This window comes from Parabacteroides distasonis ATCC 8503 (assembly GCF_000012845.1).
In the GTDB taxonomy this organism is placed as follows: domain Bacteria; phylum Bacteroidota; class Bacteroidia; order Bacteroidales; family Tannerellaceae; genus Parabacteroides; species Parabacteroides distasonis.
The window spans coordinates 1,779,146-1,804,722 of record NC_009615.1; the positions used below are offsets into that span (position 1 = coordinate 1,779,146).

Sequence of the window (25,577 nt, forward strand, 5' to 3'; positions counted from 1 at the left end):
TATTAATAAAAAGACAAGGGGATATGTTCATTGAAAAATCACCCTAAAATTGGTTCCGAAGGAATGATTAACACTTTACAAGCCGATTTCCTAAAACAGGTCTGACAATATAGATCAACTCCTTCATCGTCCGCCCCAAATACATAATACTTTATCGTATAAACACACCTTTTTAGCTCCTTTACATAAAGACTTTATATGCATGCAAGCTTTATCCCTAGGTGTATCTCTAGATTATAAAATAATAAATATGAATTCCTCACAAGAAGCCCCTTTTACTATTTTCTTATTCCAACTTTAAATCCGGTAACTTTTTGACGATCTCCATGGTTTGTACGCTCACGTTGATTACGGAGAGTAGCAAGTCCAAGATATAACGGGGGTTATCATGCTCACGGCTCCAGTCATTCGGATCGTTCTTGATCAAGCTACTTGGATCGGTTTTCACTTGATAGCGCTCCATGATCCATTCGATAGCGGATTTACCGTTCACGATGTACTCATACGCCTCATCGGGTATGTTCTCTATGCGAATCGAGCTGTTGTAGATAATCGTATCCTTTTGCCCCTTTTTGGGGAATCGCATTTTCTCTACCTCATAGTATTTATAATCCACCTTGACCGCATATAGATCCGTAGTTCCGGCAATCATACGACCATCCGGGGCTTCCTCCTTTTGCCTGTCGCCAATGACTGTCACGCCCTCATACGCAGGTATTTCCTCATAATTCAGATGCAGATTAGCCAGTTGCTTACCCGCATAGGAGAAATCGAGGAATGCGTCTATATCTTCCACGATCGGGATACGTGGTAAGGATTTCTTCAAATCGGCCGCAAAGGCTTCCCGGTATTTTGGGGAATGAAGCAAGCCATACACATAGTAGAAGATGGTTTCTTTCGTGATCTTCCGGGCATTTCCGAAACGGGTACGGACTTCTTTCAGTATCCAGTCGGTAATTCCGTCTCGACGGATGTAATCATCGCTTGATTCGGTATCGAATAAGGACAAGGTTTGCTGCTTGTTCTTGTTTTCTTCGTACCAGTAGAGAGGGAAACATTGACTCTTTCCTATAAGTTCTAAATCTGGAAGCATATCTGTTATGATACAGCTAAAGTCTTTTGTTACGCCGACACCGCTAACGCAAATCACTAAATTCTTATGACTTGAAGTCGGGAACATATTAAAAATAGGTCCTACATCATTTAGAACAGTCTTATCAAAATACAAATTTTGCTTTGAAAATGGACGATACAACCCTATAGAGGCATATTTAACATCATAAAAATGCTCTCTATTTTTTTCTACATCTTGTCTATAAGCTCTACTCCAACTTATTTTTAATGGGTCATTGTCAATAAAACTCACAACATCAATATTCGGATTATACCTTTTATATTCTTGATATTTTAATCTTTGCTCATTATAGAACTCATTTGATCGTCTCATTGACTCAAGCATTTTTTGTCTCGAATAGTTATAAGCCCATGAATCGCGAGAAGAACCTATGCCTCTTGCATAAACAGCATTAAATAGAGTTAGCTTATTAGCTTTATTATCCTTATCACCCAAAAGTATCAAAGAATCAAACACATCCCCTCTCTGATTAATCCAATCCCCTTTCTCATTCGGAGCAACAATCTCCCATTGTAATTTACTAGAATCAACGGAACCAAACTCACTTATCTTTTTAAGCTTCTGCTCACGAGATAAATAATCACCAATATCATGATACAGAATCGTCGCTTTCCCTTTCTTTTTCGGGTTCTTTATTAAGAAGGTGATTGATATAGGCGTACGAGAACCTGAACCAAATATTTTACCGCCTTCTTTACGAGACAACTCACCACTCGTACGTTGGTTTCCCCTTAAATTAAACACATATACACTCGAATATTCATCCTCAAGACATTTCCTAAATCCTTCTTGAGCATTTCCATCAATCCAAGCCCCATTACTAATGAAAGCTACCACACCCCCATCCTTGCAATCCGCAATACGATCACTCGCCCAACGAAACGCCTTAATATAACTATCATAAAGAGAGTTCTTATTAGTCGCTTGAGCGGCTTTGGCATACGTCTCGGCAATCCGTTTATCCAAATGAGCGTAACTCAAATTCTGCGCATTATCATTCGCCGATTTCTGTCCGACCGAGTACGGAGGATTACCCATTATAACCCGTACCGGAGCTTTCTTTTGCTTATCCACATTCGCCGCATTCTCGGGAAACCAAGTCTGATCCAAGACATTCTCCTCGTTCTCGGTTGTCTGGAAAGTGTCCGTTAAGCAAATGCCCTCGAACGGCAAATAAGTATCTCGCTTTACGAGACTATGAAAGACGCTCTCGATATTGACATCAGCGATATAATAAGCGAGCAAGACCAACTCATTGCAATGAATCTCATTCTTATATTTACGTTCCAGATCTTCCGGACGGATCAAACCGCTTTGTAACAAACGGGTAATGAAAGTACCTGTCCCCGTGAAAGGATCTAAGATATGCACATTCTCATCCGAAAGGCTGCAATCAAATTCCTTGCGCAAGATATCGTCAACGGAATGGATAATAAAATCCACGCATTCCACCGGTGTATAAACGATACCCAGCTTATCCACGGTCTTCGGGAAAGCGCCCTTGAAGAACTTCTCATACAGATTCTTGATAAGCGTCTGCTTTCCTTCCAGATTGTCAATATCGCCTACGTTCATGCGCACGTTCTCATAGAATTTATTCAATACCTCCGTATCCTTTTCCATGGCCTCGCTCTCCAGTAGCTCCAACATACGTTGCATACTACGGCTGACCGCATTATTCTTGACAAACTGATAGTCCTTAAACAAGGCATCGAATACCGGACGTGTAATCATATGCTGCGCCAGCATCTCCACCGCTTGTCCCTCGTCAATGGAAGGGTTCAAGTTCTTTTGCAAGCCATTCAAGAATTCAACGAAAGCCTCTTTGTGCAATCCCTCTTTCACGACACGGGCGATGCGCTCTATAAATTTCTGGGCGATCAAACCGATCTCCCTCGCCCAGTTCTCCCAATACAGGCGATCTCCGACCTTCTCGACCATCTTCGCGTAGATCCCATCTTGCAAAGAACCGAAACGAAGTTCCAACTGGCGAGCGATCTCCTCATTACTTAGCTCGGTCGCCCCCGTCTGTTGATCCTGCGGATCGGGCATCCAATCCTTCCCGTGCATCCGGCCCGAGCCTTGCGGTATCCCGGCGACAACCACCTTGGGAGGCTTCACCTTATTCAAATGTATCTTATTGACCGTAGCGTTAAACTCATCGTCGTGGGCACGCAAGGCATTCAAGATTTTCCAGACCACGGAAAAACGCTCGTTATCCTCCATCGCCTTCTCCGGCTCCACATCTGCCGGAACGACTACCGGGACAATGATATAACCATATTTCTTCTCATCCGAAGCCCCCTTGTGGAACGTACGCATCACACGCCCCACGCTCTGCACGACATCCACCTCGCTATTACGGGCGGCGACAAAAAGAACAGCGTCCAAAGCCGGCACATCCACCCCTTCGGACAAGCAACGCACGTTCGATAGAATACGGCACTCGTTCGGATTGCCGGTCTCCTCCTTCAGCCAAGCGATCTTCTCCTCCTGTGTAGCGGCATTCATCGCCCCGTCGATATGTTGAACCTCGATATCCACGACCTCTTCCCGTACTTCCTCCGACAAGGATTCCTTATATTTTCTCACCATCGTAGGCATCACGGCAGCAAACCCCTTGGAAGAGATACCGCTCCCCCGCTCACTCGGATTAATGGTCGAGCAAAACGCCACGGCCCTCCGCATCAATACCGGGTCCGCCTCCTTCGTAACCCCCTTATCTCCTTTTATACGTTTGGACAAGCCATTGATACAACCGATGAGCTTACTGGCGTCGTCCATCTTTATTTCCTTTTGTTGCTTATCCTTGACATCCTCTAGGATAGAATCCGGGATATCATCCTCGCTAATCGTCAGCACCAATACCTTATAGTCCGTCAGCAGTCCCTCACGCACGGCACGTCCGAATCCGATCCGGAAAAACTCCTCGCCATAATAGTCCGGGTTATTCATGCTCCACAACACTAAATCCTTGTCTTTAGCCGTCGCCTTGGCATTGTCATTATAATAACGTGGGGTAGCCGTCATGTAAAGACGCTTTTTCCCCCGGATCAAGTCATTGTCATGTATTTTAGTAAAATGACTCTCATCACGACCTTTTTGCTTAAAACCGGTTGTCCGATGCGCCTCGTCGCAAACGATATAATCGAATATACCATAAGACGGATCAGCCTCCAATAGCGCTCGCTGCGCCTCGGCCAAGACATCTATACTTTGATAGGTCGAGAATACGACAACCAGTCCGTCCGTATCCTTATAGCCTAATAATTGCCGTTTTATCGAGTTGATATTTGTCGTGGCGGGCAATGGGTTATCGATGATACTCGTCTCGTCATTATCGAAATCGTTCCTTTTGGAAGCCTTGGAATCCGAGCAAATACAAACAGCCTTCATCCTGTATTTCGTATCTGTCATCCAAGCATTCAGCGATTGTCCTAAAAGAGCGATACTGGGGACCATGAATAAAATCAGTCCCTTGCCCCCGGTCTCTTGCTCTATGATCTCCAAGGAGGTGTACGTTTTTCCCGTTCCACAAGCCATGATTAGTTTTCCCCGGTCATGTACCCTAAAATATTCATGAGCCGCTTTCATCGCTTCCAACTGATGCTTGCGAGGCTGTTTACCTTCCCGTAAAGCCGCTTTTCCCGTATCCCCTTTCAAGAGTTTATCCCAATCAACCGGAGAAGCCTCCAACTCATGCATATTGATACGAGTCACCGAAATGTCTTGACCTTTCAACGTCTCTTCCGCATTCGCTCCCCAGCGCAAGGTGGTAGAAACCCAGATCAGGTTACTGAAATACGTGGTCTTCAAGGTTAAATCATCTATAAACGCACGATGAGCGGTGGATATAAAGGAGTCTACGACCGCCTTGCTTATGACGGCCTTCTCGTCATAGCATTTACACTGGATGGCCCAATAATCACCCAAATCAGTTTTCGCCACCAAGTCTATACCTAGATCTTTCCCGCCGAAATCCTTTTTTCCCGGAAATTCCTCCCAAAGCCAAACCTCCTGCAATTTATCCGCATAGCGAGGGTCCGTTTGGAACCATCTCTTCATCAGTTTCTCAAACTTCGCTCCCTTTTCTCTTTCGGTAAAAGATCCGGTACGGAATCTTTGAAGTACTTCTTTAAATGTCATTGTCTCAATCGTCCGTTGTTTAGTCCTCAAAAGTACATAAAACTCCACTTATTTCAATAACTCGGACAGATTTTCATTGGAGACATAGCCGACCTTCTAAAAGAAACATCTGTTTCTTCCGATAGAAACAAGAGTTTTATACGGGAGAAACTCTTGTTTATTCATAGGAAAACTTTTGTTTTCCCTAGAAGAAACTAAAGTTTCCTAAGCATAAAAAACAACAAAACTGCAATAAATTGAAAAACAACACTATACTTAAAAATTCACTCTTCTACAGATAAGATAAGCGAGAATATTTCTTTTTTCGGAGCAAAGCCTTATGTAAATGTCATCGGGCAACGTTTTTTCCCAAAAGACTTCGTATATTCGCGAAGTCAATATTCCATATTTTAATACATTACTTACATAACACAAATACAAAATGAAAAAGTATCTTACTCTTGCCGCATCAGCTCTGCTCCTAGCCGCATGCAGCGAAAAACCGGGTTACGAGATCAACGGTACCGTAGCGAACACCGATCTAAACGGAAAATACGTTTACCTGTATGAATATGGCGTACAAGACGCCGCCCCAATGGATAGCGCATTGGTGCAGAACGGCACGTTCACGTTCAAAGGAACACAGAGCGCCCCTGCCCTACGCAAACTCGCCTTCGCCGAGGATGTCGTGGAACCCAAACGTGCCGCTTCCGGCGAGAACGCTCCTTTTACAAGCGTATTCGTACTGGAGAACGGTAAATTACAGGCTGTTCTTGACGAGGCCGCTTCCGCCGTTTCTGGAACACCGGAGAATGACGGATTGAAAGCCCTGCAAGCACAAATGAAGACTTTGCGTGCGGATTTGGAGAAGCTTTCCGCCGACATGAAATCTGAGGACAAGGAAGTCGTAAGCGCCGCCGAGAAGAAATATGACGAGATCGACCAAAAGGTAACCGATGCCGTCAAGACTTACATATTGAATAATACGACCAAGCAATCCGCCGCCAAGTTATTATACGATTTCCGTTATAGCTTGGACGAGGCTGCCCAGAACGAGATTATCGCCAAGGCGGACTCCGCTTTCAAGGCCGTTCCGAACATCGATAAGCTCATGGCTCACCTAGATGTACTGAAAACCGTAGCCGTAGGCAAGAAGTTCGTGGACTTCGAGATGGCCGACCCGAACGGTAAGACGCACAAGCTATCCGAGTTCGTAGGCAATGGCAAGAACATCGTGTTGATCGATTTTTGGGCAAGCTGGTGTCCTCCTTGCCGCCGGGATATGCCGAATTTGGTAGCCGCTTACAAGAAATACAAGAACAAAGGTTTCGAGATCGTTGGTATCTCCTTGGATAGCAAGGCTGACGCATGGGCGAAAGGCGTAAAGGACCTGAATATCACATGGACCCAACTCTCCGACTTGCAAGGCTGGAAAAACTCCGGTGCTCAACTATACGGGGTAAACAGCATCCCTCACACCGTATTGGTGGATAAGGACGGAACGATCATCGCCAAGAACCTACATGGCGAGGAGATCGACGCTAAACTTCAAGAAATACTAAAATAAACAAGAATAACATGTCCGCTCAAATCACTCTAAACTGGGAAAAGGACTTGACATTCGAGACCTTGCTAGACGGGCATAAGGTGACAATAGACAGGGATATGGAGAACGGGGGCAACGACGAGGGCCCCCGTCCCAAAGCCCTAATGCTCGTAGCCTTAGCCGGATGCAGCGCCATGGACGTAATCCCTTTGTTCAACAAGATGAGGGTACGTTTCGAGAAAGTATCCATTGACGTGAAGGCCGAGAGCTCCGACACCATCCCCATGGTATACACCGCATTCCACATGACCTACCATATCCAAGGGAACAAGGAAGACGCAGCCAAGATAGACAAGGCGATCCGCTTGTCGCAAGAAAAATATTGCGGAGTAGGCCTTATGATGAAAAAGATCGCCCCTATCACGTACGAGATCCTGTTAAATGGGGAACCGTTAAAACCATACCCTAACGACAAATAACAAATCCCGCCTCTTGCATGGCTGGATTAAAAAATTTATCTTTGTGCGATCTTTAGAGAAAGCGATATTACTATAAAATTAGCATAAGGTTTTATTACACTTTAATATAATAAATTAGCGATTATGATTTATTCACATGAAGTTCAACACATGTGTGTTGTAAAGAAGGGAGCTAACCACCAGTGCGCTCCGATTCCTGAAGAAGGAAAGTGGGTTAGAGCAACTCAGATCACTGATATCTCTGGTTTGACTCACGGTATCGGTTGGTGCGCGCCGAAACAAGGTGGATGTAAGCTGACATTAAACGTTAAAGAAGGAATCATCCAAGAGGCTCTTGTAGAGACAATCGGTTGTTCCGGTATGACTCACTCAGCGGCTATGGCTTCTGAGATCCTTCCGGGTAAAACTCTTTTGGAAGCATTGAACACAGACCTTGTTTGTGACGCTATCAACACCGCTATGCGCGAGTTGTTCTTGCAGATCGTCTACGGTCGTACACAGTCCGCTTTCTCAGAGGGAGGTCTGCCTGTAGGCGCTGGCTTGGAAGACCTTGGTAAAGGTTTGCGTAGCCAAGTGGGTACGATGTTCGGTACATTGGCTAAAGGTCCCCGCTACTTGGAGATGGCCGAGGGATATTGCACGCGCATGGCATTAGACGCTGATGACGAAGTAATCGGTTATGAATTCATCCACTTGGGTAAATTCATGGATATGGTTAAGAAGGGTATGGACGCTAACGAGGCACTGGAAAAGGCGAAAGGCTCTTACGGTCGTTTCAAAGAAGCTGTAAAATATATCGATCCTCGTAATGAATAAGAAAACATTTACACGTGTCCTCATCGGGCTGAGTGTTATCACGGCTGTGGCTACGCTTATCACGTATTTCGTGATGAAGCCGGAGAAACCGTGGTTGGCGTTTTACGTGGCTTGTTGTGGCGGTGTATTGGTTTTCAACTTTCTGATATCTTTATTCCTAGTAAATAAGAATTTTAAAAAGTAAAAAAATAATATGGCTTTATTTGAAAGTTATGACCGTCGTATTGATCATATCAACGCGGTATTAAACGAATATGGTATCAACGGTATCGAAGACGCAAAGGCTATCTGCGATGCTAAGGGTATCGACCCTTATACAATGTGTAAGGAAACTCAACCGATCTGTTTCGAGAACGCTTGCTGGGCTTACGTAGTAGGTGCCGCTATCGCTATCAAGAAAGGTTGTACGAACGCTGCCGAGGCTGCCGAGGCTATCGGTATCGGTTTGCAGGCATTCTGTATCGCTGGTTCTGTTGCGGATGACCGTAAGGTGGGTATCGGCCACGGTAACTTGGCCGCTCGTTTGCTTCGTGAGGAGACGAAGTGTTTCGCTTTCTTGGCTGGACACGAGTCTTTCGCCGCAGCTGAGGGCGCTATCAAGATCGCCGAGATGGCAAACAAGGTTCGTAAAGAGCCGTTGCGTGTTATCTTGAACGGTTTAGGTAAGGATGCCGCTAAGATCATCTCTCGTATCAACGGTTTCACGTATGTACAGACTCAGTTCGACTACATGACAGGTGAGGTGAACGTTATCGAGGAGAAAGCTTACTCTAACGGTCTTCGTGCGAAAGTTAAGTGCTACGGCGCTGACGACGTTCGTGAGGGTGTAGCTATCATGCGTAAGGAAGGTGTTGACGTATCTATCACGGGTAACTCTACAAACCCGACTCGTTTCCAACACCCGGTAGCCGGTACTTATAAGAAAGAATGTATGGAGAACGGTCACCCGTATTTCTCTGTTGCTTCTGGTGGTGGTACGGGCCGTACTTTGCACCCGGACAACATGGCCGCTGGTCCTGCTTCTTATGGTATGACGGACACAATGGGCCGTATGCACGGTGACGCTCAGTTCGCTGGTTCTTCTTCCGTTCCTGCTCACGTAGAAATGATGGGATTCTTGGGTATGGGTAACAACCCGATGGTAGGTGCTACGGTTGCCGTAGCGGTTGCTATCGAGGAAGCTATGAAGAAGTAATCAACTAAACAATAAAATAATTGTTTATATATAGACTCCTGTAATCTTGATGGTTGCAGGAGTTTTTATTTTACTTATCAAAAGGAGGAAAAGGATGACACTAAACATAGACCAAGAGAGTTGCATCAAATGCGGGAAATGCGTACGGGTATGCCCTTCGGATATATTCACGCAAGAAAGGGCCGGAGAGACGATCGGGCTGGTACGTGTGGAAAGCTGCATCGTTTGCGGGCATTGCGTGGACGTATGTCCGACGGGCTCCGTGTCGCACAGCGAATTCCCGCCGGAGAAAACGCATACGATCGATTACAGCCAAATGCCTACGCCGGAGCAGGTGATGTTGCTGATCAAGTCACGCCGTTCCAACCGGACATTGACCTCGAGGCCCGTCCCCAAGGAGATGCTGGACAAGATCGTGGAGGCCGCTCATTCTGCGCCGACGGCTACAAACTCCCAAAGTCTCTCGTTCACCGTCGTCACCGATCCGCGAAAGCTACGGCAGGTGAGCGATTATACGATAGGCGTGTTCGACTCCTTGGCGAAGCTATTATTGAATCCCGTCGTGAAATGTGTGGTCAAGCCGTTTATGAAGGATGTCTATAAATACGTACCGGTATTCAATCGGTTGAAAGAGGAACACAAGGCGGGTAAAGATCCGATTCTCCGGAAAGCCACCGCCCTGCTACTGATCCATACACCGAAGTCCAACCGATTCGGAAGTGAGGACGCTAACCTCGCTTATCAAAACGCCTCCTTGATGGCGCAATCGCTTGGGGTAAGCCAGATCTATATGGGCTTTGTGCTCACCGCTATCCGGCAGGAAGGAAAAGATACGCTCGCCAAGACGCTAGGGATCGACGGCAAGATACAAGCGATCATGGCGCTCGGCATACCGGCTTTTAAGTATCCGAAGTATACGGACCGGAAAGAGATCGTCAAGAACTATATCGAATGAGACTTGATGGAGACAACCTTGTCGACCGGGGTATGCGATCCATTGGATTACGCATCGTAAGTCAATGGATTACGATACGTAAGTCATTGACCTATGGTTCGGATCTCATAGGTTTACCGGGCTAGGATCACTCCCGATCACCAGAACTTATTATGCTCCGGGCTGTATTCAAAACCAGCGTCTTTAAGCTTTGTAAGAAGGGATTTCTTGTTCACTTGCAAATCCTCGCATAAATCGTCGAGGGAAGAATAATTGTCACGAAGTTTCATATTGATGAAGCTGAATAGCATCATCGGATCGTTTGGTAATGACATAATCTTACGAATAAAAATGTTATCTATGTTTTACAACACAAAGATAATGCTTTTTCGCCAGATGGAACCCAGACACGATCCTTATTATTTGAATATCGGTACGCAACAAAACAACCTACAAACTGGTTTTAAATAACGAGAACTTATAATTCAATTGAATGACATGAAAAAATATGTATTAGTAGTAGCGGTAGCCGCAGCCCTATTCAGCTGTAGCGGCAACCCAAAGGCAGACGCCACGCAAACAGACAAGAACAAGCAGGAAACCGCCCAAGTACCGGATATGCACAACGCAGAGACTTCCTTGGATTACTGGGGTGTTTACGAAGGGACATTACCAGCCGCCAGCTCGCCGGGTATTAAAACGACCTTGACATTGAACAAGGATAAAACCTTTACCCTCCGCTCCGAATATATTGACGAGAAAGACGGTATTTTTAATGATAAGGGAACTTACACGCTGGATGGTAACGTCTTGACGGCGAGACAAGAAGGGGGAGACATCACGTATTATAAGGTAGAGGAAGGCCAACTGAAAATGCTGGACCAGCAGAAGCAACCCATCACGGGCGACTTAGCCAAGTTCTATATCCTTAAGCAAACAAAGAAATTCTAGGCTTTATCCCCATAAGTATATACTTTCAAGGGCAAAAGCATACCCTTTTGTACATGAAAGTATATACTCATTTGCCTAAACCCAAAACTATTCCTAACTTTGCGTCCCTATATAACTATATAATTACTCCAATGAGAATAGCCGCTTAATTTATCTCAAGATGTCGTTCTTTCCATCCGGAAAGCCCTCTATCCGTATAGGGCTGATTTCGTGACGACAGATTCGAGGCTATAGTGAAACCGATCATCATCGGTATTTCTTATCCATTTTAGTATCTCACATTTTAAATCAGTTCACACTATGAGTATCGTAGCGCAAAAAATCACGTATATACATCCGGACAATCAAGTCTTATTCAAGGGGATCGACTTGACGATCAACAAGGGGCAAAAGGTAGCCTTAGTCGGGAACAACGGATCGGGAAAATCCACCTTCCTCCGTATCTTGGCTGGAACCTTGCAAGCGCAGGAAGGGGAGATTATCTATCCGACCCCACCCTATTACGTACCCCAGCATTTCGGGCAATATGATAACCTGACGGTGGCCCAGGCCCTACGTATCGACGGGAAACTAGAAGCCTTGCGGGCGATTACCGAGGGCGACGCCTCCCTCTCTAATTTCAATACGCTGGCGGATGACTGGACGATCGAGGAACGGAGCCTCGCCGCCCTGCACGCTTGGGGTTTGGAGCATATCCTCCTCTCCCAACCGATGCGCACATTAAGTGGCGGCGAGAAAACCAAGGTTTTCCTCTCCGGAATCGAGATCCACCAACCCTCGATCCTGCTATTGGATGAGCCGACTAACCATCTGGATAGGCGCAGCCGGGAGAAGTTATACGATTTCATCACGTCTTGCCGTATCACCTTGTTGGTCGTCAGCCACGATCGTACCTTATTGAACCTATTAGCTTCCATAGCGGAATTATCCGTCGGGGGGATCACCCTTTACGGGGGTAATTATGATTTCTACAAGGAACAAAAAGAACAGGAACAGGCTTCCATGCAAGAGAAACTGGAAGCGAAGGAGAAAGAGCTTCGCAGGGTCAGGAAAACCGCCCGTGAGGTAGCCGAGCGAAAACAAAAGCATGAATCCCGGGGAGAGAAGCAAAGCGTCCGGAAAGGAATCCCCCGGATCATGATGGGCGGATTGAAGGAGAACGCCGAGAAAAGCGCCTCCAAACTAAAAGAGGTTCACGAGGACAAGATGGAGAACCTTGCCAACGAGCTAAAGCAAATGCTCTCCTCCCTACCCGACCTTCAAGGCATGAAACTGGATTTCAGCGCATCCGGCTTACACGAAGGCAAGATATTGGTTACCGCCAAGGAGATCAATTTCGGTTACGCCGAGGCCGGCGATCTATGGCCCTCCCCGATGAGCTTCCAGATCAAGAGTGGGGAACGGTGGCTGATACAAGGCGATAACGGTTCCGGCAAGACGACTTTGCTGAAGTTGATTACCGGCCAGTTACCGCCTCGTAGCGGTTCCTTGATCCGTGCGGATTTCTCCTCTATCTATATCGACCAAGAATACTCGATCGTCCGGAACGGCCGGACGGTGTACGAGCAAGCGCAAGCCTTCAACGAGCGTCATTTCCAAGAGCACGAGATCAAGACTTTGCTAAACCGTTTCCTCTTCCCGCACGACACGTGGGAGAAGAGCTGCGGGAAGCTGAGCGGAGGCGAGAAAATGAGGTTGGCATTCTGTTGCTTGATGATCAGTAACCAGACTCCGGACCTATTTATCCTAGATGAGCCGACCAATAATCTCGACATCCAAAGCATCGAGATTATCACCTCCATGGTCCGTGCGTACAGGGGCACGATCTTGCTGATCTCGCACGACGCTTATTTTATCCGGGAATTGGGTATCCACCAAATAATAACTACCTTCGCGGGTAGGTTAAAGACGAATTTATGAAGACGTTACTTGACGTGCATACCCATACGGTAGCCAGTGGGCATGCCTTTAGCACCCTGCAAGAAATGGCAGTGGCCGCCTCCGAGAAAGGATTGAAGTTACTAGGTATAACAGAGCATGCCCCCGGCATACCGGGGGCATGCTCCCCGATTTACTTCCGCAACCTACATGTGGTTCCCCGCCGGATATACGGTGTCGAGTTATTGCTCGGAGCGGAATTGAACATCATCGACTATAAGGGTACGATCGATATGGGCGAGGAGTACTTCCCGATGCTGGATATCCGGATAGCGGGCATCCACTCGCTTTGCTACAAACCGGGAACGGTCGAGCAGAACACGGAGGCGATGATCGGGGCGATCCGCAACCCGCATGTCCACATCATCAGCCACCCGGGAGACGGCACGGCCGAGGTGGATTTCGAGCCTATCGTATTAGCGTCCAAAGAGCATCACACGTTGCTGGAGATCAACAACAGCTCTCTCAACCCGGTCCGCAAGAAACTCACCGCCCGGGATAATAACCTCACGATCTTGCGCCTATGCAAGAAATACGAGGTTCCTGTGATTTTAGGGAGCGACGCGCATATCTCTTTCGATATAGCCCGGTACGATCATATCTACGAGTTATTGCAAGAGACACGATTTCCGGAGGAATTGATATTGAACGACAAGGTAGAGGCGTTCAAGAAGTTCATAGGGAGATAAGCGGTGCCTTACATCCGGGCAGATACATTCCTGCAACCGCGCAGATACGTATCTGCAGCGGGGTAGATACGGACGTGCATCCGTGCAGATACGTACCTGCAACCGGACAGATACGGACCTGCAACCAGACAGATACGGACCTGCAACCAGACAGATACGGACCTGCAGCTGGGTAGATACGGACGTGCATACCTGCCCGGATATCTCGTCACTTACAATGTTCCTTTATTAATTTGTCCACGACAGGATCACCCAACTCCTTCGCCTTGTTGAAAGCCTCGCACGCTTCCGCCTTCTTACCCTGACGGACGTAGCAGATGCCTCGCAGACGGTAGCAAGAGGCGAAATCCGGAGCGATCCGCAAGGCATTCTCTAAGCTCCTCAACGCCTGATCATAGTTTTCCATACGGATATATACGGACGCTTCCTCCGCCGGATAAGTCGGGTCGCCCGGATTCAAGCGGATCGCGGATTGGATATCAGCCAAGGCTCCGGGGAAATCGTTCATGCGGAACTTCGCTTGCTCGCGGTAATAGAAGAAGCGGTCGCCGACCTGTCCTTTCAAGAGATCGTAGTATAAATCATAATCGTCCACGGCCTCCTTGTATTGCATCAGTTTCAAGCGGAGATCCACCCGTTCCAAGATATAGGGAGCGGCCTCGTTCGTTGGCGGGTTGCCGCATTTGGCGATGGCGCTATCCAGCAAGGCGATGATATCCCCGAAGTTAGCGCCCCGGATATTCGCCTTCGCCTTCGCCGCCCAATACCAAGAGGTAGAGGAAGCCATATCGCTATCGTTCACCTTCATATAATCAGCGAACGCCTGCTCGAAATCTCCTTTATAAAAATGGATGTCCCCTTCCAATTGGCGATAGACCGGCAAGTCCTCCTCCCCGATCGCTTTTTGTATCGCCTCGGTAGCGGCATCGACGGTCCACTGCTCCTTATTCAAGGTCGTATCCGCGGCGGCCACACCGTAGATCAGCTTGGCTCGGTTGAACCAGACATCCCCTTTCCGCTCGCTGAAGCGGGAAGCCGTGTTTATATCTTCCAACGCCTTATCCAGACAAGCCCCCTGCTCGGCCTCCGTAGGAGCCAGATCCGCACGGTGGTAAGCGTAATGATTGGCACGGTTCAAATACCCGTCGGGAGAATCCGGGAAAGTGGCGATGAAATCATTCAAGGTAGCCAGATACGTCTTCGGGTCTTGCGAGCTTGCCATCAGGTATAAGGAGACCTGCGCTTGGCTCGCGTCCGCCGGCCACGCCTTCCGGATACCAATCCGGCTATAGGTGGAATTAAAGGCGTCCGCCGACTGAATCGTCAAGCTATTCGCATATCCCGCCGAGACCGCGTAGGAATCTTCCTTCTTCCCCGACGCGTCTTCCTGCGCCAAGCCGAACACCTCGCCGTCCGCCGTCAATACAGGAGCGTTTACCTGCCCGCTTTCCAGCGCCATCGACAATTTATAATAGCTGAACGGCTCCTTCAACTTACTGACCTCCGAGACCGGTCCTTCCCCGAACTTCGTGATCTTACCGGTCGAGTAAGGCATCAGATAAGCGGTAGCTCCTTGCGAGATCGGCTCACGGGCGATCGGCAAGAACACGGCTTTCTTCGGCACCTCTACCTTGAACTTGATCACGTCATATAATTCATCAGCCCCCAAGATGCGGCTTACCGGATATTCTTTTCCGTCAGCGTCGGTCACGGTCGCCCTCGCCGCATCCTTAAACAAGGAATAGCCGGACAACGCCTCACCGGTCTCGGTTATGAAAAATCCCGTACCGGACGCTTTCTTCTGGTTATCTTTTCCATAAGTGGTGACGGTAACCACCGCCTTTCGTTGCTTATCCATCCATTTGGGCGCTTTCTTTTGCGCCGCCACCCAAAATACTTGGCAACAAATCGTAATCAACAGAACAATTCTTCTCATTTCGTTTTCATGTTATCAGAATATACGTCGCAAATGTAAATATTTATACCGGATAGGCGAACAAATTAGGGAATTAATCTATTATGAGTATATTTGCGGAAACACTTATAAAAAACCGCGAGATTATGAGACTAAAATCATGTATGCTTATGTGTAGTTTATTCATGGCGAGCTTAGCCTCCGCTAGTAACTTCGCCTCGGATTCTTTCAAGACCAAGAGCGGAAAAGAACTGACCATCACGTTCATCAAGCACGGCAGCCTGATGCTTACGTACGACAATCATTCGATACAGGTAGATCCTGTCTCCGAATACGCCGATTATACGACTTTCCCGAAAGCCGATATCATCTTGATCACCCACGAGCATGGCGATCATCTGGACCCGAAAGCGATACAAGCTGTCGAGAAAAGCGATACGGAAATCATCGCCAACGAGAACAGCCAAAAGAAGCTGGGAAAAGGGAAGGTCCTGAAAAACGGCGATACGGATACCTCCATCAGCTATATGAAGATAGAGGCCGTCCCCGCCTATAACACCACACCCGGACGGGATAAATATCACCCCCGCCACCGGGATAATGGCTATATCCTCACGTTCGACGGACTAAGAGTCTATATAGCCGGCGATACGGAAGACATCCCGGAGATGAAAGACCTGAAAGACATCGATATCGCTTTCCTTCCCGTCAACCAGCCTTATACCATGACCGTCTCGCAAGCGGCGAAAGCGGCCCGGATGTTCTCGCCTAAAATCTTATACCCTTACCATTACGGGGATACGAAGATCGGCGAGTTGAAAGATGCCTTGAAAGATAGCGGCATCGACGTCAGGATACGGGAGCTACAATGACGACAAGGCACGGCTAGCCTTTAAGATATTCCGCCGGTACACCCAGCAAGCCAAGAGGAAATAAACGGCACATTGCACCCACAACGTCACGTACTCCACACCGACTTGCTCAATCGACGCTCCCATCGAGTTGAGCTGTACATAGGCCAGCGTAGCGGGAGCCGCCGGAATGATATAATGGGCCATTTGCCAATACCAAGGCATCAATTCCAAGGGATAAGAGACTCCGGAAAGAAAGATCAAGCCTACCGAGAAGAAGGCGATCATCAATAACGGAGCCTCCGAGTCCGTAAAGAAATAAGAGGCGGCCAGCCCAAAGAAGCTGGTAGCCAGCAAGAAGGGTATCAGCAGGATCAAGGTGTTCAGATAATTACCGATATCCGGCAGGCCAAACAATAGCGGTATCAAGCCCAACAAGAACAAAGCGAAAATCGTATACAATACGCAATACACAAAGGTCTTGCTGATTATCACCCTAGCGATCCGGCCAAAGGATAATCCCTCGGAAGCGAAACGAACGATGGTACCCGAATCCCGCTCTTCCCCGCTTATCATACCGATCACCATCAACAAGGTCTGGAACATAATGACGATCAATACCGCCGGGATCAAATAGGTTCCATATCCTTCCGTAAAATTATACAACGCCGTCCCGACCACTGATATGGGTTGCGCCGAAACGATCTTGGAAGCGTCTTGCTGGGGCAAGAACACCAACATCTCCGGACGATACCGATCGTTCAACGCCAACATGGCACCGCTGGACGCCTCCTGCATCGCCATATAATATAGGAAGGCGCTTGTCGTCTGGTACATGATAAACAGGGATTCATTCCCTCGTGCCACCCGGGTCTCGAAATCAGAGGGAAGATACAAGATACCTACGGCATCCCCCTCCTTCATCCACTCCTGCGCCTCGGCGTAATCTAAACCATCGGCGATTACCGAGACTTGCGGAGTGGCGTTCAGTAAACGGATGTACTCCCGGCTCAAGTCGGTCTTTGAGTCATCGACGACTACCACCGGGGCGTTACGCACCAGATCCGGGGCATACATATAATTATACAGCAGGCCATAGAGAAATATACCTCCTACCAAGACGAGCAAGATAGCGTAGCTCGTGGAGATCGTCTTAAACTCGTCCTTGACCAAGGAAGCGATATCCGCCAAGGTTCCTTTCATATTATCGGATGTTCTCATATTTATGACTTAAAATAGCGGTTTTCAAATGTGGCAACAGCACCAATGCCAATAACATAAACGCAAACAACGAACTTACGTTTACCCATGTATAAGGAAATCCGTAATCGCCATACAATAAGTTCTGGTTGATCTCCACGAAATGCCGTACCGGAAACAGGTACGAGGCGTAATGTACGGGAGCGTACATGGAATCGACCGGGAAAGTAACGCCGCATAAAGTAGCCCCCAGCGAACCGACCATAGACACCACGCTAATCACGATCGCTATAGCGGGAAACAACGAGAACAGGAATACCGCCAACGCTTGCGTAGCGACCACGAACAAGATCGCCGTCAAGTTCAATGGCCAGAAACCGCAAGCGAAAGGAATATGCATGACCCCGAACATGATATAGTTAGCGAAGACGCTCATGATACAAAAGATAATCGTATAAGGGAGCAGTTTGCCCACCACCGCCACGAACATGTTCATCCGTGCCGCCTCCAGCCACTCATCGCCTGTCCGGAACTTGATCTCGCTACCGATAGCGTACACCGTAACCAGCAAAATGATCACTTGGAAAAAGACAAAGAAAAAAGGATTGCTCAGATAAACGGAATAATCCAGATCCGGGTTGAACAGCGGGTGGCTACTGGATCGTACCGGTAATAGGAAGGTGGTTATCTGATTCTCCCCCACCCCCATCGCCGTAGCTTGCACAACCACCGGGGCGAGCGAAAGCGTACGCAGCAGGGTCTCGAAGGCCCCACGTACCTCACCGCCCACGCTCAACAAGGCATAGTGGTAATAATACGATAAAGTAGCGTCACGCCCCGCCGTGGCATCCGCCTCAAACTGATTGGGGATCACTAAATAACCGTAGATTTCTTTTGCTTGGGTAGCATGGCGAGCGGTCTCTTGGTCCGTATAATGCCGGGTTACCCGGAAAGTCGGTACCGCCTCTACCTGCCGGATGATCTCCCGAGACATGGAGGTGTTGTCTTGGTCCACTACCGCTATCGGTATATTCTCCATCTGCCCGCTTCCGAAAATCGTAGACATGAAGAATATACAGAACAAAGGCAACACGATACACACCCCGAAATATAATCTCCGGGAAACCATGCGATCCAGTTCCCGACGTAAAACCATATAGAAAGGACTCTTCTTTAGCATAGCGACAATAAATTATTTAGTTGTAGAGACGGAGCGTGCTTCGTCTCTACAACTGGATAGTATCAAGGGAGTTGATAGAGTACGGACATACCGGGACGCAATCCCTCCACCTTCTCCACCGGCAAGGCATGTATCTCGAAGGTACGCAAGTCATAGCTACCTGTCTGCTTGGTAGACTTCCAAGTAGCGAAACTGCCCAACGGACTGATATAATTGATCTTGAACTCAATATCCTTCTGATCGATCGCCGGTACATCGGCGACAAACGTTCCTCCCATCTTAAATAAAGGCAAACGATCCTCACGTACGTTCAATACCACATGCACGTCATCTAATACGACTAAGTTCATGATTGGCATCCCGGCCCCAACCAACTCTCCCCGTTTCGGGAAAATAGCTGAGATTTGTCCGGATTCCGGAGCCGTCAACCGAGCGTCCTGTAAGAGAGCCGCCACCTCCTCCACGGTTCCTTGCGCCGCCGTCACCAACGAGCGGGCGCTCTCCTTATCTTGTATCTGCGCCCCGTCTACCGCCATTTGATATTGGCTATAAGCGGCACGTTCGGCGGCCTCAGCCGCTTTATACATGGCCTCCACCTCATCTTTACGCTGTGAGGTTACCACGCTATCTTTATACAAGGCATTGACCCGATCATAGGTAATCTTCGCCAATTGTAAATCCGATTTGGATTTATTCCACAATTGTTGCAAGGAAGCGATGATTTGCTTTCGTGTACCCTCATCCACTTTCTGGTGCTGATACTTCGCAATGTTCTCCATGGCGTTCACCTGTTGATATTTAGCCAACGCCTCCGGACTATTGATGACGACCAAGGTATCGCCTTGGCGTACATTCTGTCCCTCTTTTACCAGAAAGGTATCGATACGCCCCGGTAACTTGCCGGAGATACGTATTTCCGTTGCCTCGATCTGCCCTTGCAAGATCACCGGCTTCTTTTTCAACAAGATCATCCCGATCAACGAGACAACTATAACAATCGCCAAGACTGCGACGAAGGCCACACTCAAATATCTCTTAGTTTTATCCATAACTCCTAAATTTTCAATTCTCAATTTTCAATTCCCCAAAAGCTCCTCGGTCTTTCCCTCCATCTTGTATTGGTGGAACTGCTCCGGCGTACCGCAGACAGACAGCAGATTAATCAAGGCTACATCATACTGATAATAAGCCAAAAGAAAAGCGGTCTTCACCTTCGCCAGCATAACCTCGGCATCGACTACCTCCGTAGAAGTAGCCATTCCCTCTTGGAAGGATTTCTTCCGCACCCGGACCAGTTCCCGGCTCATCTCGATCGTCGTATCCAAAGCCTTTACGTTATCCAAGGCATTTTGTAGCTGGCTGTAGAATTTATCGATACCGACCTCCAGATCCGTAATCGCCTTCTCCTTACCCAAACGAAGCGACTGACTAGCGATCTTTGCCTGCCGGATGGTTTTCTCCCGGTTCAAGCCATCAAAAATATTCCACGTAAAACCAACTCCCACCATCGTACGAGGCAACAAATATTTATCCAGTCCATCAGCGTACAAAGTCTGTTTGCCGAATAAAGCGATATTCGGGACATAAGCGGACCGGCCGATCTTTAGTTGATTATCGGCTACAACCTGCTGCAATTTCAATTGATTGACTATATAATTATTCATCGGAACCAGATCCTTGAAGTATTGAGCCGGAGGAAGCGCCTCATTAATGAATAAAGGAGTCGTGGTACGTACGTCACTCCCCTCCTCCATATTAATCAAGCTTTTAAACGCCTGTTGAGCGACCGTTAAATCCTTACGGGCCGATTCCAGTTCTCGTTTCGCCTCGTCCATACTTACCTGAGCGAACAGACGCTCGGCCCGATTGATCATCCCGTTTTGCTCTAATTTAAGGGCTTGGTCATAATGGGTTTTCAAAGAATTGTACACTTCCGTTTTTACGTCCACCACACTTTGTCCCAGACGAAGCCCGAAATAAGCCTCGATCAATAAGGATTGTTGGTTGGCATCCACTTGATTCCTATTCACCTCCGCTATAGAGACCATCGTCTTTCCGATCTTGTTCGCGTAGATACGTTTTCCTCCCGTGAAAACAGGCCACGTCACCGTAGCGTCTATAGAAGTGATGTTTTGGGAGATCAGCGGAAGCGAGAAAGTACCTTGCCCGATCTTATCCAATACCGACATGATCAGCTCATTATCCGGGATATAATTATGGACAAACTCCTTCGCCGGTTCCGTATATTTACTCAGCGACTGCCGTACCTCTATCGGATTCGACATATGTACGAAAGCACCCGCGGCGTTCACCGACGGATACCAAAAAGCGTTTAGCTTTTGATGCTCATTCCGAGCCCATTCCACTTCTTTCCCGGCTATTTTCAAGCTTTTATTTTCCTTATGAAGCAGGTCGAGAGATTGTTCCAAGCTTAAATCCACATCGTTCCCTTGGCTCCATGAAGCGCATGGAAGAAGATACAGCAAAAGAATACTGTAAGATACTATATTACTCACCATAAACTCATTTAGTAATTGACGTTCAGTTGGAGTAATAACAGCGAAAAAGGGAGGATTGTTTTTACTTCTTTTTCAAGTTGGGAAGGAACCAAGTAACCAGTCCTAAAAGAGGCATGAAGCCACATACGTTGTAGACAGCCTCTATTCCATAATGATCCGCCATATTTCCTAATACGGCCGAGGCTATACCCGCCACACCGAAAGCAAATCCAAAGAAAAGTCCCGAGATAAGACCTAATTTATAAGGAAGCAACTCTTGCGCATACAACAAAATAGCCGGGAACGCCGATGATAAGACCAAACCCACGCAAAAACTAAGCACGATCGTCCAAGCGAATCCCACATGCGGCATCAACAAGCTAAATGGGGCTGCCCCTAGAATCGATCCCCAAATCACATATTTCCGTCCTATCTTATCACCGATAGGACCACCCGCCAAGGTTCCCATGGCCGTAGCGATCAGGAAGACGAACAAACAGATCTGCGAAGTCTGTACACTCACCCCGAATTTATGGATCAAGTAAAAGGTATAGTAGCTATTCAAACTAGCCATATAGATATATTTAGAGAAAATCAAGGTCAGCAATATCGAGATCGAAAAGACTGTTTTTCCCAAAGAAAGAGGCATCTCCACATGCGTCTCACCCGACTTCTTCTGCCATTTCACCCGACTCAAATACGCCTTATACCAACGGCAGATAGGAATCATCACCAAAATAGCGACGAATGCCAGTATAGAAAACAAAGCGATATGAGTCCGTCCATAAGGCGCCACCAATAAAGCAACCAGTAGCGGACCTAACGATCCGCCCTAATTACCACCCACTTGAAAAAGCGATTGTGCCAATCCCCTACGCCCTCCCGACGCTAGCGAGGTAATCCGGGACGCTTCCGGATGCAAAACCGAAGACCCGATACCTATCAAGAATACGGAGATCAAGACCCAATGGAGCGTAGAGGAAAAAGCGAGATTCAACAAGCCGACCAACGTAAAACTCATACCAATAGGTAACGACCAAGCCACGGGACGCTTATCAAAAACCAAACCGGTTATAGGCTGGAAAACAGAAGCGGATAATTGATAAACAAGCGTAATCAACCCGATTTGGGCGAAGCTCAACGCTAAATCATCCTTGAAAAGTGGATAAACCGCCGAGATAACGGATTGCAACGAATCATTCAAACAATGCGTAACGCTTAACGCCACTAATACCCGGAATGCTGTTTTATTTACCGGCTGCTGTTTAGGAACCTGCTCCATGACTGTCCATATTTCTATTTAACCTCATGCTCATTAACATTTCAAAAACCACACAAAAAGTTAGCTAATTTCTAGAAAAACAAACCCTAAGAGCCTATTTTAACCATAGTTAATACAACTATTCTTTCGGTTCTTTTCATTTCTTTATGTTAATCGGCTTAATCTTAATACCTATGAGCCTTGTTTTCTCAGTGATACTTCAGAGCTGTATCCCGGAATGAGCATATATCTTATAACTCACTCCCAAAACAAACGCCAAAATCCCTTATCTGCCATCATTCCGACCCGAAGTTAAAGATCGAGATCATTAACGGGAACAGCCTCTGAAGTTTTTTATATTTATTCCTCTTCTTCTCCCTCGTTCGCCGAATGTAAGATAAAAGTAGTAGCGCCAATCGTTACGATCGTACCCTCCCCGATACGTACTTGTTCTTTTTTACCGACCAATACATTTTTCACAAAAGTCCCGGTCAAGCTAGGAAAGTCACGCACCATATAAACGAACTTGCCATTAGTGTCTTTCTTTACATTAATCACACAATGCTTACGCCCCATACTTGGATCGCTCGTGATAATAGGGACATCTACACCTTCCGTATCCTTATTACGGCGACCAATCACATTATCTCCCATCACTAATGGTAGATCTTGCTTAAAAGCAAAACCATTCTCGATAATGGTAATATAACCGCAAGAGAAATCCGGTTCCTTCACCTCTTTTTCCTCACCGGTAGCCGTCTTCACCACCTTTCGGCCCAATTTAATCTTAAATTGCGCTCCACACTGCGGACAGACGAAGGCTAATACCTTCCCTTCCGGATATTTGGTCTCATCAAAAGACAACTGATTATCACATTTTGGACAGAATACTCTTTTCATACACTTAAATACAGGATCTAGTATTACAAACGGAGCGCAAATTTACGAAAAAACCTTCAGCTACACTCCTAAAATCTCATGGTTATGATTTTTTGAAACAAAAAAGGCTATCCATCACGGACAGCCAATCTCAATTGTTAACCTTAAATCTAATACCATGAAAAACACAGTGCAAATATAGAGGTTTTATGTTATGTAGCATAATATTTTATTTGCAAATCTCATTTCCTTAACCAGATTTAACAAAACCATGCTTTAAAACATATCCGTAAAATAATATATATTCCCTTAGAACTTAGGTTCATTCTCTTTAATCTCCTTCAAAGGCAAGGTAAACCAAAAAGTGGAACCTACTCCCAATGTAGATTCTACCCCGATTCGTCCCCCTAGTTTCTCGATAATATTTTTGCAAATCGCCAATCCTAATCCGGTACCTTGTTTGCAAGCGTTCAACTTAACAAAGCGATCGAATATAGTTCTACAATCGTCATCCGAGATTCCCATTCCCGTATCCGAGACCGAAACTCGTATTTCATCATTCGATACCTTATAGGCTAATTTGATCTCACCTTCCGAAGTAAACTTAATCGCATTTGTCAAGAAATTAGAAATAACCTGTATGACTCGTTTCGGATCTGAGAAAACGGTCACGGGTTGTGAGCCCCGGTCGAAAACAAATCGAACGTTTTTCGGAATCTTCAAGGCATGTACCGCATAAGTTTCCTCACAGATCTCCTTAAAATCAAAATTTTTCTTCGTAATGTCAAAGGTTCCCGCCTCAATCTTTGAGAAATCAAGGATATCCTCAATCAATTGCAGAAGCAATTCACTATTCTTGTCAATGATATCCACATAAAACTCTCGTTCCTCCTCCTCTATCTCCTTGGTCTCTGCCAGTATATTCGCAAAACCAACAATAGCATTTAAAGGCGTACGGATCTCATGACTCATATTCGCCAAGAACATAGACTTAAGCCGATTCGCCTCTTTAGCCTTAGCTAACTCATATTCTTTCCGTTGACGCTCTCGTTCCACCCAGCGCAATTTATCTTGCATGGCGATCTCATCCGTTATGTCCATCAAGTAATAAAGGATTTTCGCTGGTCTTCCCGCCTCATCATATTTATAAGGGTACGCATACGCTCTCACCCAAACATATTGCCCCTCAAAAAGCTGTCGGTATTGAATACTATATTCACCGATCTCACCCGTAACAATCTTTTCAAAGCCTTGTACAAGTACCCTTTCCCGATCTTCCGGATGTACGATCTCACAAAAATCTTTTTTCGTTGTCAAGTTACTTGCTCTCAATCTGGATTTATTACCTAAAACACGTAAATCCAGATCGATATGCATCTTATCGGTTTTAACATCATATTCCCACAGCAAGGAATCACTGCAACGCATAACCGTTTTCAACTTCGTGAACAGTTCCTCTACTTTCTCCGACTTTTGATATTCTTCCGTCTCATCCGTAAACATTAGTACATATCCACAGATATCTTCAGCCTCTCCTTTCAACGGCACACATTTAATAGACAGACGTAAATTTATACCTTCCTTTTTTGGGTCTATGTTATAGTACTCATTCGTTTGTATATTATCAAATTCATAATTACAATCGAACACAACCATTTCTCCCTGTTTCAGACGAGCGATCTTGTCCTCTGGAAAATTAGGATTCTCGAAAAGATTTATTCCCATAATATCCTTCCGGCTTATAGCGAACAAATTCTCGTCCGTCCTATTGAGATCCACTAGCTGCCCCCTCTCGTCATAAACTTCAATTCCAACAGGTAATTTCTGGAATAGGGCATTAAAGCTCATTTCCTCTAGCATTTTATTACATTGTCCCATCGTCATATTAAATTATAACCACTAATTCCCTACTTTAAATCAATCAAGCAATCTCCTCTGTTATTTATACAACAAATGAACGATAATAACGATTGCAGCAGAAGTTT

20 protein-coding genes and 1 pseudogene are annotated in these 25,577 nt (G+C 46.6%); 11 read left to right on the plus strand and 10 right to left on the minus strand.

Annotated elements, in window-relative coordinates; translation table 11 throughout:
- Positions 1-286: 286 nt before the first annotated feature.
- Positions 287-5,281, minus strand: a complete 4,995-nt coding sequence (locus BDI_RS07590) for a DEAD/DEAH box helicase (protein ID WP_011966488.1) — start codon at positions 5,279-5,281, stop codon at positions 287-289.
- Positions 5,282-5,702: 421 nt separating this feature from the next.
- Here BDI_RS07590 and BDI_RS07595 point away from each other — a divergent pair, with 421 nt between their 5' ends.
- The 7 genes from BDI_RS07595 to BDI_RS21330 all read left to right on the plus strand — a co-directional run bounded on the left by BDI_RS07595 (position 5,703) and on the right by BDI_RS21330 (position 10,376).
- Entirely contained in the window at positions 5,703-6,827 is a 1,125-nt protein-coding gene (locus BDI_RS07595; RefSeq protein WP_011966489.1) for a TlpA disulfide reductase family protein, read from the plus strand.
- Between the two features lie 11 nt (positions 6,828-6,838).
- Positions 6,839-7,285, plus strand: a complete 447-nt coding sequence (locus BDI_RS07600; protein WP_008771780.1) for an OsmC family protein — start codon at positions 6,839-6,841, stop codon at positions 7,283-7,285.
- Positions 7,286-7,408: 123 nt separating this feature from the next.
- On the plus strand, positions 7,409-8,101 hold the full coding sequence (locus BDI_RS07605; protein ID WP_005855907.1) for an iron-sulfur cluster assembly scaffold protein: 693 nt from the start codon (positions 7,409-7,411) through the stop codon (positions 8,099-8,101).
- Positions 8,094-8,285, plus strand: a complete 192-nt coding sequence (locus tag BDI_RS07610; RefSeq protein WP_005855905.1) for a hypothetical protein — start codon at positions 8,094-8,096, stop codon at positions 8,283-8,285. Before BDI_RS07605 ends, BDI_RS07610 begins: the two co-directional genes overlap by 8 nt.
- 9 nt (positions 8,286-8,294) lie before the next feature.
- On the plus strand, positions 8,295-9,296 hold the full coding sequence (locus BDI_RS07615; protein WP_005855903.1) for a GGGtGRT protein: 1,002 nt from the start codon (positions 8,295-8,297) through the stop codon (positions 9,294-9,296).
- Positions 9,297-9,390: 94 nt separating this feature from the next.
- On the plus strand, positions 9,391-10,251 hold the full coding sequence (locus BDI_RS07620; protein ID WP_009276355.1) for a nitroreductase family protein: 861 nt from the start codon (positions 9,391-9,393) through the stop codon (positions 10,249-10,251).
- On the plus strand, positions 10,248-10,376 hold the full coding sequence (locus BDI_RS21330; protein WP_255348933.1) for a hypothetical protein: 129 nt from the start codon (positions 10,248-10,250) through the stop codon (positions 10,374-10,376). The genes BDI_RS07620 and BDI_RS21330 overlap by 4 nt, the downstream gene beginning before the upstream one ends.
- A gap of 12 nt (positions 10,377-10,388) precedes the next feature.
- Here the strand turns inward: BDI_RS21330 and BDI_RS20215 are convergent, their stop codons facing one another.
- Entirely contained in the window at positions 10,389-10,565 is a 177-nt protein-coding gene (locus tag BDI_RS20215) for a DUF4250 domain-containing protein (RefSeq protein ID WP_005855899.1), read from the minus strand.
- A 163-nt stretch (positions 10,566-10,728) separates the two neighbouring features.
- Between BDI_RS20215 and BDI_RS07625 the strand changes: the two genes are divergently transcribed.
- From BDI_RS07625 to BDI_RS07635, 3 genes are all read left to right on the plus strand, one after another.
- The gene (locus tag BDI_RS07625) at positions 10,729-11,181 is read left to right on the plus strand and encodes a copper resistance protein NlpE (protein WP_011966490.1); all 453 of its coding nucleotides are present in this window, start codon (positions 10,729-10,731) and stop codon (positions 11,179-11,181) included.
- A gap of 300 nt (positions 11,182-11,481) precedes the next feature.
- The gene (gene abc-f / locus BDI_RS07630) at positions 11,482-13,101 is read left to right on the plus strand and encodes a ribosomal protection-like ABC-F family protein (RefSeq protein WP_011966491.1); all 1,620 of its coding nucleotides are present in this window, start codon (positions 11,482-11,484) and stop codon (positions 13,099-13,101) included.
- The gene (locus BDI_RS07635; RefSeq protein ID WP_011966492.1) at positions 13,098-13,808 is read left to right on the plus strand and encodes a phosphatase; all 711 of its coding nucleotides are present in this window, start codon (positions 13,098-13,100) and stop codon (positions 13,806-13,808) included. The genes abc-f and BDI_RS07635 overlap by 4 nt, the downstream gene beginning before the upstream one ends.
- Positions 13,809-14,016: 208 nt before the next feature.
- Here BDI_RS07635 and BDI_RS07640 read toward each other — a convergent pair whose 3' ends face one another.
- The gene (locus BDI_RS07640) at positions 14,017-15,744 is read right to left on the minus strand and encodes a tetratricopeptide repeat-containing S1 family peptidase (protein ID WP_011966493.1); all 1,728 of its coding nucleotides are present in this window, start codon (positions 15,742-15,744) and stop codon (positions 14,017-14,019) included.
- 125 nt (positions 15,745-15,869) lie between these two features.
- Here BDI_RS07640 and BDI_RS07645 point away from each other — a divergent pair, with 125 nt between their 5' ends.
- Positions 15,870-16,595 (plus strand): MBL fold metallo-hydrolase, encoded by a 726-nt coding sequence (locus BDI_RS07645; protein WP_011966494.1) that lies wholly within the window; start codon positions 15,870-15,872, stop codon positions 16,593-16,595.
- On the opposite strand, the gene BDI_RS07650 is transcribed toward BDI_RS07645, so the two are convergent.
- The 7 genes and pseudogenes from BDI_RS07650 to BDI_RS07680 form a co-directional block, all read right to left on the minus strand.
- Entirely contained in the window at positions 16,587-17,795 is a 1,209-nt protein-coding gene (locus BDI_RS07650) for an ABC transporter permease (RefSeq protein ID WP_008771774.1), read from the minus strand. The two genes, BDI_RS07645 and BDI_RS07650, sit on opposite strands and share 9 nt — an antisense overlap.
- On the minus strand, positions 17,779-18,954 hold the full coding sequence (locus BDI_RS07655) for an ABC transporter permease (protein WP_009276351.1): 1,176 nt from the start codon (positions 18,952-18,954) through the stop codon (positions 17,779-17,781). Before BDI_RS07655 ends, BDI_RS07650 begins: the two co-directional genes overlap by 17 nt.
- Before the next feature lie 62 nt (positions 18,955-19,016).
- Positions 19,017-20,003 carry an HlyD family secretion protein gene (locus BDI_RS07660; protein WP_009276350.1) on the minus strand — a complete coding sequence of 329 codons (987 nt, stop codon included), beginning with the start codon at positions 20,001-20,003 and terminating at the stop codon, positions 19,017-19,019.
- Between the two features lie 27 nt (positions 20,004-20,030).
- Positions 20,031-21,473, minus strand: coding sequence for a TolC family protein (locus BDI_RS07665; protein WP_011966495.1), 1,443 nt, complete (start codon positions 21,471-21,473; stop codon positions 20,031-20,033).
- 61 nt (positions 21,474-21,534) lie between these two features.
- Positions 21,535-22,734 (minus strand): annotated as a pseudogene (locus BDI_RS07670) (MFS transporter).
- A gap of 339 nt (positions 22,735-23,073) precedes the next feature.
- Entirely contained in the window at positions 23,074-23,613 is a 540-nt protein-coding gene (locus BDI_RS07675) for an FHA domain-containing protein (protein WP_008771771.1), read from the minus strand.
- A 288-nt stretch (positions 23,614-23,901) separates the two neighbouring features.
- Positions 23,902-25,470 (minus strand): PAS domain-containing sensor histidine kinase, encoded by a 1,569-nt coding sequence (locus BDI_RS07680; RefSeq protein ID WP_011966498.1) that lies wholly within the window; start codon positions 25,468-25,470, stop codon positions 23,902-23,904.
- Positions 25,471-25,577: the final 107 nt, after the last annotated feature.

Coding starts and splice junctions, on each gene's coding strand:
- BDI_RS07610 (WP_005855905.1), top strand. CDS start 8,094: ATGAATAAGAAAACATTTACACGTGTCCTCATCGGGCTGAGTGTTATC.
- BDI_RS07595 (WP_011966489.1), top strand. CDS start 5,703: ATGAAAAAGTATCTTACTCTTGCCGCATCAGCTCTGCTCCTAGCCGCA.
- BDI_RS07615 (WP_005855903.1), top strand. CDS start 8,295: ATGGCTTTATTTGAAAGTTATGACCGTCGTATTGATCATATCAACGCG.
- BDI_RS07665 (WP_011966495.1), bottom strand. CDS start 21,473: ATGGTGAGTAATATAGTATCTTACAGTATTCTTTTGCTGTATCTTCTT.
- BDI_RS07620 (WP_009276355.1), top strand. CDS start 9,391: ATGACACTAAACATAGACCAAGAGAGTTGCATCAAATGCGGGAAATGC.
- BDI_RS07605 (WP_005855907.1), top strand. CDS start 7,409: ATGATTTATTCACATGAAGTTCAACACATGTGTGTTGTAAAGAAGGGA.
- BDI_RS20215 (WP_005855899.1), bottom strand. CDS start 10,565: ATGTCATTACCAAACGATCCGATGATGCTATTCAGCTTCATCAATATG.
- BDI_RS07640 (WP_011966493.1), bottom strand. CDS start 15,744: ATGAGAAGAATTGTTCTGTTGATTACGATTTGTTGCCAAGTATTTTGG.
- BDI_RS07655 (WP_009276351.1), bottom strand. CDS start 18,954: ATGCTAAAGAAGAGTCCTTTCTATATGGTTTTACGTCGGGAACTGGAT.
- abc-f (WP_011966491.1), top strand. CDS start 11,482: ATGAGTATCGTAGCGCAAAAAATCACGTATATACATCCGGACAATCAA.
- BDI_RS07675 (WP_008771771.1), bottom strand. CDS start 23,613: ATGAAAAGAGTATTCTGTCCAAAATGTGATAATCAGTTGTCTTTTGAT.
- BDI_RS07635 (WP_011966492.1), top strand. CDS start 13,098: ATGAAGACGTTACTTGACGTGCATACCCATACGGTAGCCAGTGGGCAT.
- BDI_RS07625 (WP_011966490.1), top strand. CDS start 10,729: ATGAAAAAATATGTATTAGTAGTAGCGGTAGCCGCAGCCCTATTCAGC.
- BDI_RS21330 (WP_255348933.1), top strand. CDS start 10,248: ATGAGACTTGATGGAGACAACCTTGTCGACCGGGGTATGCGATCCATT.
- BDI_RS07660 (WP_009276350.1), bottom strand. CDS start 20,003: ATGGATAAAACTAAGAGATATTTGAGTGTGGCCTTCGTCGCAGTCTTG.
- BDI_RS07590 (WP_011966488.1), bottom strand. CDS start 5,281: ATGACATTTAAAGAAGTACTTCAAAGATTCCGTACCGGATCTTTTACC.
- BDI_RS07680 (WP_011966498.1), bottom strand. CDS start 25,470: ATGGGACAATGTAATAAAATGCTAGAGGAAATGAGCTTTAATGCCCTA.
- BDI_RS07600 (WP_008771780.1), top strand. CDS start 6,839: ATGTCCGCTCAAATCACTCTAAACTGGGAAAAGGACTTGACATTCGAG.
- BDI_RS07650 (WP_008771774.1), bottom strand. CDS start 17,795: ATGAGAACATCCGATAATATGAAAGGAACCTTGGCGGATATCGCTTCC.
- BDI_RS07645 (WP_011966494.1), top strand. CDS start 15,870: ATGAGACTAAAATCATGTATGCTTATGTGTAGTTTATTCATGGCGAGC.